Annotated in this window: 17 protein-coding genes; 14 read left to right on the forward strand and 3 right to left on the reverse strand. The window is 48.2% G+C overall.

Going from position 1 to position 15870, the window contains the following annotated elements; all coding sequences use genetic code 11:
* Nucleotides 1–147: 147 nt before the first annotated feature.
* Nucleotides 148–1599, forward strand: a complete 1452-nt coding sequence (locus tag B2899_RS08425; protein ID WP_146807962.1) for an NAD(P)H-binding protein — start codon at nucleotides 148–150, stop codon at nucleotides 1597–1599.
* 26 nt (nucleotides 1600–1625) lie between these two features.
* Here the strand turns inward: B2899_RS08425 and asd are convergent, their stop codons facing one another.
* Entirely contained in the window at nucleotides 1626–2474 is an 849-nt protein-coding gene (asd, locus tag B2899_RS08430) for an archaetidylserine decarboxylase (RefSeq protein ID WP_146807963.1), read from the reverse strand.
* Between the two features lie 331 nt (nucleotides 2475–2805).
* Between asd and B2899_RS08435 the strand changes: the two genes are divergently transcribed.
* From B2899_RS08435 to B2899_RS08455, 5 genes are all read left to right on the forward strand, one after another.
* Nucleotides 2806–2982: a hypothetical protein gene (locus B2899_RS08435; RefSeq protein WP_286885046.1), complete on the forward strand. Its 177-nt coding sequence runs from the start codon at nucleotides 2806–2808 to the stop codon at nucleotides 2980–2982.
* A gap of 164 nt (nucleotides 2983–3146) precedes the next feature.
* A complete protein-coding gene (locus tag B2899_RS08440; RefSeq protein WP_286885048.1) occupies nucleotides 3147–3785 on the forward strand; it encodes a hypothetical protein in 639 nt (212 codons plus the stop codon).
* 148 nt (nucleotides 3786–3933) lie between these two features.
* Nucleotides 3934–5160 (forward strand): hypothetical protein, encoded by a 1227-nt coding sequence (locus B2899_RS08445; protein ID WP_286885050.1) that lies wholly within the window; start codon nucleotides 3934–3936, stop codon nucleotides 5158–5160.
* A gap of 205 nt (nucleotides 5161–5365) precedes the next feature.
* Nucleotides 5366–6745, forward strand: a complete 1380-nt coding sequence (locus B2899_RS08450) for an arsenic transporter (protein WP_146807966.1) — start codon at nucleotides 5366–5368, stop codon at nucleotides 6743–6745.
* Between the two features lie 15 nt (nucleotides 6746–6760).
* Nucleotides 6761–7429 (forward strand): DUF2642 domain-containing protein, encoded by a 669-nt coding sequence (locus tag B2899_RS08455; protein ID WP_286885053.1) that lies wholly within the window; start codon nucleotides 6761–6763, stop codon nucleotides 7427–7429.
* 152 nt (nucleotides 7430–7581) lie between these two features.
* Here B2899_RS08455 and B2899_RS08460 read toward each other — a convergent pair whose 3' ends face one another.
* Nucleotides 7582–7761 carry an aspartyl-phosphate phosphatase Spo0E family protein gene (locus tag B2899_RS08460; RefSeq protein WP_146807968.1) on the reverse strand — a complete coding sequence of 60 codons (180 nt, stop codon included), beginning with the start codon at nucleotides 7759–7761 and terminating at the stop codon, nucleotides 7582–7584.
* 160 nt (nucleotides 7762–7921) lie between these two features.
* On the opposite strand from B2899_RS08460, the gene B2899_RS08465 reads away from it, so the two are divergent.
* The 8 genes from B2899_RS08465 to rbsB all read left to right on the forward strand — a co-directional run bounded on the left by B2899_RS08465 (nucleotide 7922) and on the right by rbsB (nucleotide 15293).
* Entirely contained in the window at nucleotides 7922–8860 is a 939-nt protein-coding gene (locus B2899_RS08465) for a lysylphosphatidylglycerol synthase transmembrane domain-containing protein (protein ID WP_286885056.1), read from the forward strand.
* Nucleotides 8861–8902: 42 nt separating this feature from the next.
* Nucleotides 8903–9391, forward strand: coding sequence for a hypothetical protein (locus B2899_RS08470; protein WP_286885058.1), 489 nt, complete (start codon nucleotides 8903–8905; stop codon nucleotides 9389–9391).
* Nucleotides 9392–9560: 169 nt separating this feature from the next.
* Complete coding sequence (locus B2899_RS08475; RefSeq protein ID WP_146807971.1) at nucleotides 9561–10547, forward strand: LacI family DNA-binding transcriptional regulator; 987 nt, start codon at nucleotides 9561–9563, stop codon at nucleotides 10545–10547.
* Nucleotides 10548–10550: 3 nt separating this feature from the next.
* Nucleotides 10551–11468 carry a ribokinase gene (gene rbsK / locus B2899_RS08480; RefSeq protein WP_286885061.1) on the forward strand — a complete coding sequence of 306 codons (918 nt, stop codon included), beginning with the start codon at nucleotides 10551–10553 and terminating at the stop codon, nucleotides 11466–11468.
* A 20-nt stretch (nucleotides 11469–11488) separates the two neighbouring features.
* Nucleotides 11489–11884, forward strand: coding sequence for a D-ribose pyranase (rbsD, locus tag B2899_RS08485; RefSeq protein WP_146807973.1), 396 nt, complete (start codon nucleotides 11489–11491; stop codon nucleotides 11882–11884).
* Nucleotides 11885–11903: 19 nt separating this feature from the next.
* Entirely contained in the window at nucleotides 11904–13394 is a 1491-nt protein-coding gene (locus B2899_RS08490; protein WP_146807974.1) for a sugar ABC transporter ATP-binding protein, read from the forward strand.
* A gap of 1 nt (nucleotide 13395) precedes the next feature.
* Nucleotides 13396–14337 carry an ABC transporter permease subunit gene (locus B2899_RS08495; RefSeq protein WP_286885066.1) on the forward strand — a complete coding sequence of 314 codons (942 nt, stop codon included), beginning with the start codon at nucleotides 13396–13398 and terminating at the stop codon, nucleotides 14335–14337.
* A 26-nt stretch (nucleotides 14338–14363) separates the two neighbouring features.
* Nucleotides 14364–15293, forward strand: a complete 930-nt coding sequence (gene rbsB, locus B2899_RS08500) for a ribose ABC transporter substrate-binding protein RbsB (protein WP_146807976.1) — start codon at nucleotides 14364–14366, stop codon at nucleotides 15291–15293.
* Between the two features lie 81 nt (nucleotides 15294–15374).
* Here rbsB and B2899_RS08505 read toward each other — a convergent pair whose 3' ends face one another.
* Nucleotides 15375–15722, reverse strand: coding sequence for a hypothetical protein (locus tag B2899_RS08505; RefSeq protein ID WP_146807977.1), 348 nt, complete (start codon nucleotides 15720–15722; stop codon nucleotides 15375–15377).
* Nucleotides 15723–15870 lie beyond the last annotated feature (148 nt).

Here is a 15870-nt window from a genome sequence, read left to right on the forward strand (position 1 = left end):
TCGTACCGCAAAAGTCAGCCGCCTTACCTCTCATTTTCATGTCGGGGTTGCGGCTGCAAGGCCATGGTTGCTTGTTAGGAAAGGCCCTTGTATACTTTCCAAAATGATTTATACAATTAAAAAAGAGTCCGCGAAAGGGGGCTTATTATGAAAGCAAGACAGCAAGACCGACGACCTACCGTGGCGATTGCAGGGGCTACTGGATTTGTCGGAAAAGCGCTGCTGAAGCGCCTGCTGCCTAATTATCATGTGGTTGGATTGACGAGGAGCGAGCGGAAAAAAGGCGAGCCAGATTCAGGGGGCCGACCCAACCCGGAATGGAGACGGGCGGATTTGTTTTCTCTATTAGAAGTCGAGAAAGGACTAAAGGGAGCGGATTATGCGTTCTATCTTGTTCATTCGATGGTGCCGTCCGCTCGCCTGACGCAAGGAAAATTTCAGGATATGGATTTGATTTTGGCGGATAATTTTGCGCGTGCCGCGAAAAAAGCGGGAATCAAACAAATTATATATCTGGGCGGATTGATTCCTGAGCAGACGGAAGGGCTGGCAAGCCACCTGCATAGTCGGTTGGAAGTGGAAGAGGTGCTGCGTTCGCACGGTGTACCGGTAACGGTGCTGCGCGCAGGGATTGTGGTCGGTGCGAACGGTTCGTCGTTTTGTATCATTCCCCGCTTGATTCGACGTCTGCCCGTAATGATTTGTCCGGGCTGGATGTCGTCTACGACACATCCGATTGCGCTGCAGGATGTAGTAGAGCTGTTGGCTGCGTGCATCGGACGCAAGGACACGTATCAACAATCGATCGATATCGGTGGACCGGACATGATGACATACAGTGAAATGATTCTGCATACAGCCAGGGTGATGGGAAAGAAACGTCGTCTGTATCCGGTTCCCTTTTTCGCGCCTATGCTGTCGGGCTTATGGATGACGCTTACGACCGGCGTGTCGCTAAAGATGGTGAAACCTTTGATTGGGAGTCTTAGGTATTCACTGGGAGCAAAAAACAGGTGGCTGCAGGAGGAGGTTGGAGTTCCTGGCCTTACATTTGAGAAGGCTGTTCGTATCGCACTGGAAGAGGAGCGGAAGCGGGGGAAGGAACAGAGACGGAGGCAGAATCATTCTTTCGGTATAAAGAAAAGGAAGAAATCGATCAACAATGTTCGTTCCGTACAGCGGCTAATCCTGCCGAAAGGCTGGGATGCGGCCTGGACAGGCAAAGACTACGCACAATGGCTGCCGTGCTATTTAAAACCGTTTATTATTGTCCGTGAATACAAGGATGGACGCCTGCAGTTTCTGTTGAACGGCATGAAAAAACCACTGCTTGAGCTGAAGTACTCAGCGGAGCGAAGTACGCCGGATCGTGTATTATATTACATTACCGGCGGATTTCTCGCGCATGCTGACAATACGCGGCGCCGGGGAAGACTGGAGTTCAGGGAGGTGCTAAATAGAAAATATGTTATCGTAGCCATTCATGAGTTCATTCCGAAGCTTCCCTGGCTTTTATATAGCATAACTCAGGCTTTGGTCCATCTCTGGGTTATGCGTAGCTACGGTCGCCACCTTCGCCTGCAGGCAGAATCCTCATAAAAAAACGAGGCAGATGCCTCGTTTTTTTATGGTCTTGGGGAGAGGACAGTACCAATCCGCCCTCCATATTTGAGATAGGTGCCTTCTTGAATGTGTTCATCAAGTAAAATCCTGTCTTTTTCAAACAGTAAAATAACCGTGGAGCCGAATTCGAACAGACCGATTTCTTCTCCTTTCCGGTAGCGCGGCATTTCAGGCAGATCAAGGGAATACATTTTTCCTTTTTTTACATTAGTCGTATGCTCTCCATAACCAACCTTGACACTGCCGACGATAAAAGCACCGACTTTTACAATAGCCATCTCACCTGCAGGGGTGCGAGCGTACGTAATGAGACGCTCGTTTTTTGTAAATAGGCCGGGCACATGGTGAACGCCGATGGCATTGACCGGAAACAGCCGGCCGGGAATATAGGTGAAGTGCGTCAATTCTCCATCCAATGGCATGTGAATGCGATGGTAATCACGAGGACTTAAGTAGATGGTCAGAAATGTTCCGCCTTCAAACTTCTCGGCGTTTTCTTTCGGGCACCCCAGCAATTGCTCAACCGTGTACTCAATGTTTTTTGCCTGAATGAGCGTACCGCGGCGAATGGGACCGAACTGGGCCACTTTTCCATCCACGGGGCTGACCAGCGCATCGGAAAGAGAGCAAATCGGACGCGCTCCTGCTTTTAAATTCCTTGTGAAGAATGCTGTCAGGTGAGGATAGCTTGAGAGTGGTTGCTCGATCTCATCCGTATTAATATTAAAAATAGAAATATACGGTTTAATAAAACGCTTGCTTACCTTTGAACGTCCCGCACGCCCGATTAGGCGGGAGATTGCGTTTTGCGGCAGCAGCGTAATAACGGTTTTAAGCAAAGGGCGAATCACGTATTTGTATCCTTTCTTAAACTAAATGTAATGATATTATTTTATTTTAACACAAACCGCTTACCAATCTCTTACCTTTTCATCATCCGCGTCGTAGTCTCCATACCCTTCTAAATCCCACCAGTTCGTACCGCGCAGAGATTTGGCATACTTTATTTCATTATCAGGCGCATTTACGCGTGTGAGTTCAACTATGTAATTATTTCGGGAAAACACCGTAAATTCCTGCGTTTCACTAAGCAGAAGAGCGAATAAATCGGAAAAGTATAGGGAGGTCTGACATGACAAAAAATACAACCGTATGAGCTAAACAGTAAAGGAGGGAAATGACATGGGCGAAAACAAGTTCCGCCGCTATAGCCATCAGAAACCTCTGGGTCACCGGCATGTGGAGGATACCCCGTATCTTGGTGATGCGGATAAACCGGCCAAACCGTCACCGTCCGTTGAGGTGCGCAACGCTTCCGAGATGGAGAATGCGGGGGATATGCGATTAGGCAAAGAGTAAAAATGCCAGGGCGCTCCATAGAGGAGCGCCCTTCTTCATGAATATCACGGGTAGGTAAACGCGGAATTCCGCGCAAATCAGGCGGATTCCCTATACCTTGGCTGTCCGAGCATACGTATATATATATCAATGATAATCAATTCAATGATTAGGGAGGAAGCCTAATGGAAGAGAACCATAATCTTGCATCGTTGATCGGCAGAAACATACGTATCGATCGAGGAGGTCCGGAATCGAGAACAGGTCGTTTGCTCGGAATGAAGGAAGACCATTTGGTCGTGTATGAGGAAAAAGAAGGCGTAATCTATTATAAGCGGCACCATATCAAAAGCATTGGGATAGACGCCCGGGAAAATTCTGATTTGGGCGGAGAGGATAGCGGTGATATGCCGGCATTTGTTGATGCTACTTGTTTTTGCGAATTACTGTCATCACTGCAGTATCGTTGGGTTCAAATCAATCGCGGAGGCCCAGAGAAAATAGAAGGTGTGTTGGGCGACGTCTTCCCGGACCGTGTTCTGCTTATCGTAAACAATGAAATCGTCGTTATCTTTAAATATCATATTCGCAGCATTAGTGTCGGCGCTGGAAAAAAAGAAGAGAAAGCAAAGGATGAAAAAGAAGACAAAGCAAAGGGAGAAAAAGAAGACAAAGCAAAGGGAGAAAAAGAAAATAACAAAACAGAAAACCATAAGAAAGAAAGCGATCAAATCAGGCATGTTCGGTATAGAGAACATGATGATGACGATGATGACGACAGTAGCAACGGGAGAAGAGGTTATTATTTCAACACGAGAGCGTGATAAAAACAATGCCCGGATATATGCTTGCGTCAACTCGTATATCTGGGCTTCTTAGCCTCTTCACTGTTAGGCGGTAAATAGCATAATGATGCTTGGTGCGTAAAAGCGCGTAAGTAGAGGCATGCTCTGGAAACGGAGGAATAAAAAGATGGACGGAAGGGAAACGAAATCTCCGCTTCACTATTGGATTGGCAATGTGATTTGGATTAATAAGTTAGATGAAGGTCCTGCACATGGGCGTCTGCTGGATGTGAAGGAAGACTATGTAGTGATTGAGAATAATGAGGGTGAACACATCTACTACAAATCAGAGCAAGTCAGAAGCATTACGATTAACGTAAAAGATACGCCCCATCCTAACCAAAAACAGAGGGGAACACACACTCCTTACATTAATGAACCGAAATTCAAAGAACTCATTAAACGGCTTGCGCACCGATACGTGCGGATCAACTGCGGAGAAGAGGATATCCGCGGTATTATGGCCGGCATCCGTCAGGATGATATGCTGCTGGTCCATGAGCACGAGGTAATTATTTTATTCGCCAATGGAATCCACCACATTAGCTGCGTAAACGAAAGAGCAGACGCAAATGAAAACGAAAACGAGGAAAAGCCGGAAGTTGCCGACACGGCGCCGGCGGTCGTAAATGTTGGAGACGCAGTTGACACTCGTGCAGTTGAAGCTCGTTCGGAAGTGGCACCAGAGGAAACCCGCATGCAGGAGCAAGAAGATTACACGGAGGCTCAGAACTACGAAATTGAAGAACAGATAGAGACTCAGGAGAATAAAGTGGAGGTGCAAGCATACGTGCAGGAGGACGATATCACGGAAGCAAGAATTGTAGCGCAGGACGAGGAAGCGGATCTAGCTTTTGAAGAAGATGACGATGATATGGAAATGGATCAGGATTCAAGAATTATTAATGTAAGTCTAGAAATAGCAGATGAAGAAGTCGATGAGGAGGTAGATGGGAAGAGAGAAGGGGACAGAGGAAAAGAAGCGAAAGCTGCGGAAAATCCGGAATCGGAAAATGAACTGTATATTGCAGAATTTGAACCACTGACCCAACCGAAAACGCAGATGCCGTCGGTTCTGCCGTTTCCACGAAATGCTACGCGATCCAAAAAACGAACACTGCCCGCATGTACGAATGTTAAAAGAAATAAACGAAAAGCGACAAAAAATCGTCCATCATCTGTCCGTATCCCGCCTGTCCGTGCCCCATTCGTTGGCACTTTATCTGACGAATATGGAAATCGAAAGAAAAAAAGGGGGAGCACGAACACGAATACAAAAGGAAGCAAAAAAGCCAAGCAGTCAAAAAACAAAGCCTGGCTTTCTGGAAAGGTACACGGACGAGTTATTTCATAAAACATAGAAAACATCGTTCCTATTAGTATAAGTAGGGGAGGAAAACGTATGCTGGTCAGCTTGTTCCTTCTATCTGCGGGCTATTTCCTCTATCTATTGCTTAAACCTCCCGTGGAAAAGACCGCCAAAAGGAGAATAAAGTTACTTGCGGTAGTAAGACCGCGTCCTTTGCGCGGCAAGTCGCCTGATGACGGGGCGAAAACACATGTTTGATATGCAGACATGGTTTGTGTTGTGCATATTCTTCGCCACCGTCTTTGTTATTATTTGGCGGCCGTTCGGAGTTAACGAATCCGTACCTGCCGCAGCCGGAGCTGTTGTATTATTTGTGGCGGGAGTTGTTCCGCTGCAGGACGTATATTATATCGCCGCCACCGTAAGTGGAGCCGCGGTGACCATTCTGTCTACCATCATTATGTCTATCGTGATGGAGAGTGTTGGTTTTTTCCGCTGGGCGGCGTTTAATTTAGCCAAAAAAGCGAACGGCTCCGGGCTCGCTCTTTTTTGGTATACAAACTTACTTTGTTTCTTGATGACAATGTTCTTCAACAATGACGGAAGTATCCTCATTGCGACGCCGATAATCATTCAGACCCTCACCATTCTTAACCTTAAATCCCATCAAAAAATTCCGTACCTATTGTCGGGTGTCCTGGTGGCAACCGGTTCGAGCGCACCGATAGGCGTAAGCAACCTGGCCAATTTAATCGCACTTAACATCGTCAATCTGGATCTGAATCAGTATATCGCCATGATGTTCGTCCCTTCCATGCTGGGGATTGGCGCGATGCTCATCGTCCTGTTCTTATATTTCAAACGAAGCATTCCCCGTCGCATTCCGCTTCTTACACAGGCGTCCATCACTCAGATGACCGTCTATTATTCCAATAGGACGATGAGGGAGAGGTATCATCCGTTAGCTGTAGAAAAGCACGAAGTGCAGGAAATCGATTGGAATATGTTCCGTGTCTGCCTGACGCTCGTAGTTTTGATTCGGATAAGCTTCTTTGCGCTGGCTCCGCTGCATATCTCGACCGAATGGCCGGCATTGGCGGGGGCTGTTCTCTTAATCGCCGTCCGCTGGTATTACAAAAGGATAGGGCCTTATGATGTGCTGAAGCGGACGCCGTGGCACATTCTTGTGTTCGCTTTCGGCATGTATGTGGTGGTATACGGATTGTACAACACTGGCATGACTTCATTTATTGTAGAGGCGTTTAAAGCTCCCATCGCAGAAAGCCACTGGGCCGCCGTGTTTATTCCGGGCCTTCTGCTTACGGTTATGTCCAACCTGTGCAATAACCTTCCGTCTGTCATGATTGGAACGATATCGATTACTGAAATGCAGCTGGCTTCTCCTACGCTCCAGGTCGCCTACCTCGCTAATGTTATTGGAAGTGATATTGGAGCCTTGTTACTGCCGATAGGCACACTTGCCTCTTTGCTCTGGATGTTTATTCTGCGAGAGAACAAGATTCCGTTTACGTTTGGCCAGTATGTAAAAGCGGCGCTGGTGGCTGTGCCTGTTGGATTGGTTGTCAGCTTATTCGGTTTATATGTGTGGACAAAGTGGCTATTTTTTTAAAAGGAGAGAAGAAGGATGGGTTTTCTTCACCAATATATCGGACAGTTTGTCTGCGTAGAACTGTCGGGTGAGAAGAAACACGAAGGGAAATTGCTAGATGTGGGTAATGATATTCTCGTTCTTAATACAATGACTCAGTTTATATATCTTCCGGTAACCCATATCCAATACGTCAACTTGCTGATGCCGCAGACGGAAGAAAGCATGCAGAGTCCGAACGTCGGATTGATTAACCATGAGAATGAGATTTCTTTCCGTAAAATCCTAAATAACGCTAAGGGTTTGTTTATCGAAATTTATGTGACGGGAAACCAATCGCTGCACGGATATGTAACCGGTGTGCTTTCCGATTATTTCGTATTTTATTCCCCTGTATATAAGACAATGTTTATTCCGTTCTTCCATCTAAAATGGTTAATCCCTTATAGCGATAATAAAACCCCGTATTCGCTGGACTCGCATCTGTTTCCGCTTCATCCGTCGAATGTGACACCGGCGCGCTCGTTTGATTTGCAGTTGAAGAAGCTGGAAGGCAGCCTGGTAGTATTTGATATTGGACAACACCCCAATAAGGTAGGGGTATTGAAGAGGGTTGATGGTGGGATGATAGAGCTTACGACTGTGAATGGTACGGTATGCTGTGGAATGCAGCATATTAAAACCGCTCATTTCCCTGACTTATGAGAAGCGCTGGTATTCATACATTGGCTGCCTATCCCACTATTTTGTATACTATGCATAAGAAAAGAAGGCGCTTCGCAAGAGCTTCGAAGGGCCTTCTTTTCCGGATTCATCACAATCGTTTACGGCGCGCCTGCGCCGATTCGGGGGAGAGGTCACAGGACGGGAGCGAAATTCTCTTGTCTTCGCATCGCTTTTATAATAAGCTGGTCCAGCTTCTGGCTTACGTATAATACGCTAGGATGCTGAAAGTCGAAGTTATGCTCCGCGGCCGTCAGCGCCAGCAGCACCTTTAGCTCTTCAATTCTGCGTGATAGCTTTTGATCGAACTTCATAAAAAACCGCCTTTTCTTAGTTTTTCATGCAGTCATTTTTGATACATGGTTATTATTATTTTCTATTTTACTGCATTTGACAACCGTATTTCTTCGACAAATTTTTAAATAAGCACAAAAAGCACATGGTTCATACGCAAAAAGGAGGATGATTTTTGAATTGCAGATAAAACTGATAGGAATTTGGATAGTTCGCGCCTTGCTGCTGGGCGCGTTTCTTGCGCTAACGCTGTATGTGTTTGACTGGTCGCTTATCCGACGTCAGAGTGCGACCCTGCTGGCGCGTCCCGGCTGGCTCATATGGATGACGGCCATGTATATAAGTGCCTTTGCACTGCGTGCCTGGGCTTGGCGGACGTATTTGCAGAGGCGCGTTTCGTTTGCGGATTGTATGCACGGATTGTTTTACAGTCTGTTTTTAAACCATATACTGCCGATAAAGGTGGGTGACGCGGTGCGCATTGGCTATATTGCGACACGGCAGGCGATTACCTGGGATGAAGCTGCGCATTCAGTCGTCGTGCTGCGCCTGCTTGATATGCTCGTATTGGGTGCCATAGCGGCGACCGGTATGCTAGCACTTGGTCTTGCGCTGTCTACTGCTTTTTTCTGGTTTTTTCTGGCGGCAAGTGTTGCTGGCTGCGGCGCGGTATATATGTGGCTGCGTACAAAGCCGTACGCATTTTGGGAAAAACATTTGAGACTGTTGCAGAGCGGTCTTGCGGGGTCTGGGGGTATTTTGGTTATCGGAACCACTTTCGTAAGCTGGCTGCTGGAAGCGTGGGTGGTAGTTGGGGTCATTCGCGCAATTAATCTGGAACTTTCATTTGTGCAAGGCGTATGGGCCAACAGCATGACAATTGCCGGGCAGGTGTTTCATTTCACGCCGGGCGGGGTGGGCACATATGAAAGTGTGATGAGCTTCACGCTGGCGGCGCTTGGAATTCGCTTTCAGGATGCTTACATCGTGGCACTGTTGAGCCATGGATTTAAGTTTGCATTTTCTTATGTGGTCGGCGCGTATGTCTTGCTGCGTGTACCCATTTCTTTTCATCAGATTTGCGATTGGATAGGGAAAAAGAAGAATCGGAATGAATAGAGATAAATGATGACATACTACTATACAACAGGAAATTTGTGGATGAAGGGAGAGCAGGGAAAGGTGAAGACGGCATGGTGGATGCGTTTGTTTCATCGGGAGCGTCAGGTTCTTGAAACAGAGAGTATGGTAGAAGAAGGGCCGGATGAGCGAGAATTAACACGTATGCTGTTCACTTTGAAAGAAAAGATACGGACGGGATATGAGGAACGCACTCTTGACAACGAAATCTATGATGAATGCCGTTATCTCTTGTTTCGGCTGGACCTGCTGCTGCCGTATGCGCTTATCACCCCGTATGCGCTTAAAGAACGCATCATCCGATTAATTGCTGAAGACGCTTTCGGTACACTGGAGCCATATCTGTCACTTCATGAAGAAAGCAGACGCAATGTTCGGGGCGAGATAGTGCGTGCTCTTCGCTGCATGGCTGCGGAAGCGGCACGTATTGTCGGCGCTATTCAGGAGTATGAACGGGAGGTATTTTCCAATCGGGCGGCATTTGTATCAAAGTGGTATGAAAAAAAGTAAAACACATTTAATAAAATAGGATTGACAAATTACAAGCTCTGCCTTTATAGTATGTGTTGAACAGAGTATGTAACCGGTTACCTATCGTATAATTATTTGTTTCCAATGATTTTTTAAAATTATGTGTAACCGATTACGCATAATGGGATAGTAAGGAAGGAAGAAACGAATGGCTACCATTAGGGATGTGTCAAAGCTTGCGGGCGTATCTGTAGCGACAGTATCGCGTGTATTAAACCGAAGCGGTTATGTGCACGAAGAGACAGAACGTAAAGTGCTGCGGGCAATTAAAGAATTGAGCTATACGCCGAACTTTGTGGCACGCAGTTTATCCAACAAGAAAACAAGTACAATCGGCCTGATGGTTCCCGATATTACAAATCCGTTTTTTCCGGAGTTGGCCCGTGCGGTGGAAGATGTAATGCAGTTATATGGCTATACAACCATCTTAGGGAATTCTGACGAAAGTGTAGAGAAAGAAAAGCAGTATGTTGAAGTGCTGAAACAAAGATATATTGACGGAGTTATTCTTGCTTCTACGGCGCTAACGGCGGACGAAGTGCATAAGTTCGGAGTGCCGGTAGTAGTACTGGACAGGGCGCTTACGTCTGATACGATTCCTATGGTAACGTCTAAGAACCGTGAAGGGGCAAGGGAGGCAACCCGTTTTTTGCTTGCGCAGGGCTGCCGCAAGATTGCGCACCTGCGCGGTCCGGCACAGCTGTTGAATGCGGATGAGCGTTGCCAAGGCTATCTTGATATCGTTGAGCAGACGGATTGGTTTCATCCAGGACTTGTTGTCGCGGGAAACTATGAGATGAAGCAGGCGACGGACGCAACGCTGGCACTGCTGAAGAAGTATCCGGATATCGACGGAATCTTTGCCGGAAACGATATGATGGCCATCGGAGCGTTGCGGGCAGCGCAAATACTCGGTATCTCCATACCGGATAAGCTGGCGATTGTAGGCTATGATGGCATCACAATGGGTGAAGTTGTATATCCGGAGCTGACGACAATGGCGCAGCCAATTTATGACATGGGAGCACTGGCTGCCCGAATGCTGATTAAGATGATTGAGAAACAGCCGCTTGATACGCTGTATTATGAATTGGACGTACAGCTTATTGAACGTGGAACGACAAGGAAGGTGTAAGGGATGAAGCGACCGAAAATCGTGGTAGTCGGAAGTATTAATATGGACCTGATAACGGAGACGCCGCGTGTGCCCACACTGGGAGAGACAGTGCTTGGAAACAGATTTTCTACATTGCCGGGCGGCAAAGGCGCTAATCAGGCGGTAGCCTGCGCCCGGCTCGGTGCAGAGGTGCGCATGGTTGGCTGTGTCGGCGATGATGGCTTCGGTACAGAGTTAATAGAGAATTTGCGGCGGGAAGGTGTTTGCGTGGATGATGTGGAACCGGTTCCACATGTGGCGACGGGCATCGCTTCCATCGTGGTGGAGAACGGGGATAATTCGATTATTGTGGTGCCTGGCGCAAATCATGAGGTGACTGTAGAGAAGGTGCGCCGAGCCGAGCAGATGATTCGGGAAGCGGATGCAGTTCTGCTTCAATTGGAGATTCCGCTTGAAACGGTAGCGGAAACGGTGCGTATCGCAAGCCGCCATCATGTACCGGTTATCGTGAATCCGGCGCCGGCGGTTGAATTGCAGGCAGATATACTGCGAGAGATTACAATTTTGACGCCGAATGAATATGAATTGGCCGTTTTGCTGGGTAAGCATCCGGAAGAAACGGAAGACTTCCGGTCATTGATCGAAGCATACCCTGGTACGCTTGTCATGACAAAAGGCGGCGACGGAGCGTATTACAGTGATGGGGAAAAACGTGTGGCACATCAACCTGGATATAAGGTAGAAGTCGTCGATACGACCGGTGCCGGCGATACATTCAACGCAGCGCTTGCGGTGATGATTGGTCGTGGCCGAACGCTTTCCGAGGCGGTACAGTATGCAGTCGCAGCAAGCGCACTGTCTGTAACAAAGTTTGGTGCCCAGGGCGGCATGCCGTCGCATGAGCAGGTGGAAGCATTCCTGGCACAGACAGGAGAATAAGACAGCAGGGGAGCGGCAATATGAAGAAGATAGGAACGTTAAACAGCGAAATCACGGCGGTTATCGCCAGATTGGGACATACGGATACCATCGTCATCGGAGACTGCGGATTACCGATTCCGGACGGTGTGCCGCGTATTGATTTGGCGCTAAAGCCGGGTCTGCCGTCGTTTATCGAGACACTTGAGATCATTCTTGAAGAAATGCAGGTAGAAGCGGCGGTGCTGGCCAGCGAGATTCGGACGCATAATGCGGCAGTGGAACGGCAGGTAAAGGAGATGCTGTCCGGTACGGCACTGTCCTATGTGTCCCATGAAGAATTTAAGCGATTGACCGGGCAGGCAAAAGCTGTCATCCGGACGGGTGAAGCTACGCCATATGCGAATATTATTCTTTCGTCCGGCGTGATTTTCTAAGCAAAAGGGTGTGACATATATGAGCACGCTAATTGAAATGACAGGTATTAGCAAGTCGTTCGGAAAAGTGAACGTGCTGAAAAATGTTTCGTTTTCATTGAAAAAGGGCGAAATTCATGCGCTGATGGGTGAGAACGGCGCGGGCAAATCAACCCTCATGAAGATTCTGACCGGCATCTATCCGAAAGATGCGGGGACGATTCGGGTTCGCGGCCAGGAAGTAGAAATGAATCATCCGAAGGAAGCGGAGCAGATGGGAATTGCGGTGATTCACCAGGAGCTGAATATCATCCCGCAGCTGACTGTAATGGAAAATATGTTTCTGGGCCGTGATTTGTGTTACGGCAGGACCGGCATTCTTCGTACGCGTGAGATGAAGAAGAAAACCAGGGAGTACTTGGCACAGCTGGGTGTGCATCTTGACCCGGATACGGAAGCAGGGACGCTTTCGATCGGCCAGCAGCAAATGATTGAGATTGCCCGTGCTCTGTCATTGAACGCGGAAGTGCTGATTATGGACGAGCCTACTGCTGCACTGACAGACAGAGAGATTGAGGCACTGTTCAAGGTAATGAAGGGTCTGCGCGCCCGGGGAGTAGGAATCGTCTACGTCTCGCACCGGATGGAGGAAATCTTTGCCATTTGCGATCGGATCTCGGTACTGCGGGACGGCATGTTTGTCGGCACAGAAATAATTAAAGAGACGGATCTGGAAACAATCGTGCGCATGATGGTGGGCCGACAGTTGGGCGACAGGTTCCCGGAGCGCAGTGTGCAGATTGGTGAAGAACGGCTGCGCGTCGAAAATATAAGCGATGGCAAGGTGATTTCAGATATTAGTTTTTCTGCCCGGCGCGGCGAAGTACTGGGGATCGCCGGCCTGATGGGCTCGGGCCGTACGGAGATTGCCCGCACGCTGTTTGGTATAGAAGGTAAGACAAGCGGCAAAGTTTTTCTTGATGGGGAAGAAATCCGTATCCGCAAACCGGATGATGCTATTGCACACGGTATCGCATTCGTTACGGAAGATCGGAAAAGCCAGGGATTGGTGCTGGAACTTTCTGTACGGGAAAACATTGCGCTGACCAATCTTGAGGCGTTATCGAAGAACGGTATCATATCGCCTGCCAAAGAAGCGCAGCTTGTACGTGATATGATTGAGCGTTTAAATATCAAGACAAGCAGCAGTGAACAGACGGTAAAATCGCTGAGCGGCGGCAATCAGCAGAAAGTCGTTTTCGGCAAGTGGTTGGGTATCAAGCCGAAGGTGCTCATTCTTGATGAGCCGACGCGCGGTGTCGATATCGGTGCCAAGAAAGAAATCTACAACATCATGAATCAACTCACGGCCGAAGGAGTCACAATTCTTATGATTTCGTCGGAGTTGCCGGAGATTCTCGGCATGAGCGACCGTATCCTGGTCATGCATGAGGGGAAACTGGCGGCGGTGATGGACAAAACACAGGCCACGCAGGAAAAGATTATGCATGCGGCCACCGGAGGAAAGTAACATGGCAGACAAGAAATCTTTCTCACTTAATCTTCAGAAACTGGGGCCATTTATCGGACTTGTTGTTATTTCAATTATTCTTGCGGTAATGAGCCCCGACTTTTTGACACTGAACAATATTTTGAATGTACTGCGTCAGGTATCGATTAATGCGCTGATCGCATTCGGAATGACGTTTGTCATCCTGACCGGCGGGATTGACCTGTCCGTGGGTGCGATTCTGGCACTGGCCGGAGCGTTGACGGCCGGACTGATGGCAAGCGGCATGGATGCGGTTCTTGCGACTCTTGTAGGATTATTGGCCGGAACCATAATGGGAATGGTAAACGGTTTACTGGTCGCAAAAGGAAAAGTGGCGCCATTCATCGCGACGCTTGCGACGATGACGATTTTCCGCGGATTGACGCTCGTATATACAGAAGGACGTCCCATTACCGGCTTTGACAGCGACATGTTTACGATGCTGGGTGCGGGCTACTTGTTCGTTATTCCGGTTCCGGTGCTCTGGATGCTCGGCTGCTTCGCCGTTTTGTATTTCATCCTGAAGAAAACGGCATTCGGCCGTCGCGTCTATGCAATCGGGGGCAATGAAGAAGCGGCAATTCTGTCAGGTATTAAAGTCGATCGTGTAAAAGTATATATTTATGCGTTGACCGGATTCCTGTCCGCGCTGGCAGGCATCATCCTCACTTCGCGCTTAAACTCGGCGCAGGCGAATGCCGGGATGGGGTACGAGTTGGACGCCATCGCCGCAGTGGTACTTGGCGGAACAAGCCTATCCGGAGGACGCGGCTGGATTTTCGGTACGCTCGTCGGAGCGATGATTATCGGTGTGTTAAACAACGGGCTTAATTTGCTGGAAGTATCTTCGTTCTATCAGCAGGTTGTCAAAGGATCGGTTATTCTGCTCGCTGTTCTGCTTGATCGCAAGAAGGCGGCATAATCCATATATTCAAGGGGGATACAATAATGAGAAAGTTACTTAAAGGTCTTGCCGTAAGTATGCTTGGTTTGTCTATGCTGGTCGGCTGCACGACGCAGGCGCCGGGCACAGGCGATAAAGAAACAGGTGCGAAGAAAGAAGAGATTACGGTTGGTCTGGCTATTTCTACACAAAGCAATCCGTTCTTCGTTACGCTGAAAGAAGGCGCGGAGAAAGCAGCGAAAGAAAACAATATGAAGCTTATTACAGTTGACGCGCAGGATGATCCGGCAAAACAAATCTCCGGCATTGAAGACTTAGTCCAGCGTCAGGTAGACGTACTGCTGGTGAATCCGACCGATTCCGCAGCGGTTGTATCCGCAATCGAATCCGCGAACCGGGCCAATATTCCGGTTATTACGGTAGATAGAAGCGCAGAAGGCGGCGAAGTGGTGTCCCATGTTGCATCGGATAACGAAGCAGGTGGTAAAATGGCTGCCGAATACCTGCTTGAAAAGATTGGTAAGCAGGGCAATGTCGTTGAGCTGGAAGGTATTCCGGGCTCTTCCGCGGCACGGGAGCGCGGCAAAGGCTTCCATGAAATCATGGATAAAGAGAAAAACGTTAAAATCGTAGCCAAGCAGCCGGCTGATTTCGACCGTGCAAAAGGCATGAGCGTTATGGAAAATATCCTGCAGAGCAACAAAGACATCAAAGCCGTATTTGCGCATAACGATGAGATGGCCTTAGGCGCGCTGAAAGCCATCCAATCAGCAGGGCTTAAAGATGTTGTGGTTGTAGGTTTTGATGCAACTGACGATGCGGTAGCCGCGGTAAAAGACGGACGCATGGGCGCAACCGTGGCACAGAAACCGGAATTAATCGGTAAGCAGGCCATCGAAGTGGCGAAGAAAGTAGTCGCCGGCGAGAAAGTGGAAAAAAACATTCCGGTTGCACTTGAACTTATTAAACAGTAAGCAATAAGTGAAGAAGCCTCACCTCTCCGTTTCGATAAAATTCAACCGGGGGTGAGGCTTTTTTGCCCATATCCTTTTCGCTTACTCTTCTTCTGGTTGCCGGATGAGTGAGTTGCGGTGCTGGTATGCCCGCTCAAAGGAGTTAGCGGATGAGTATACGCTGTCTCTGTAATCTTCGTACCAGCGACGGATAAGTTCGAGCTTCTCTTTGTCCGATGATTTCTTGAGATACTGCAGCCGGGCTTTCTCGTCAGGCGGCATGCTTTCGGGTATTTCCATTTTATCGGCTGAGAAAAGCCGATTCATGCTGCTCATAAAGAAATTGAACATGTATTTCTGTGTGATTTCAAACGCGTATTCCTCGGCATGTCCTTTGTCGCGCCGTTCGCAGTAGATGCCGAGCAAATCCGGTTCTTCAAAAATCTTCATGAATGCTCTCCCCTTTCTCCTTTGCATCCGGGTTTTATATCACTACAGAACAGTGTAAAGGATGAGGAACACATTCTTCAAGTAAGCCTGCTTTAGTAGAGTGTTGAACATTTGTGTTCTAATAAAAAGGAAAAGAGAGAAAAGAACG

It is taken from the genome of Aneurinibacillus sp. UBA3580, assembly GCF_002375825.1.
Lineage (GTDB): Bacteria > Bacillota > Bacilli > Aneurinibacillales > Aneurinibacillaceae > Aneurinibacillus > Aneurinibacillus danicus.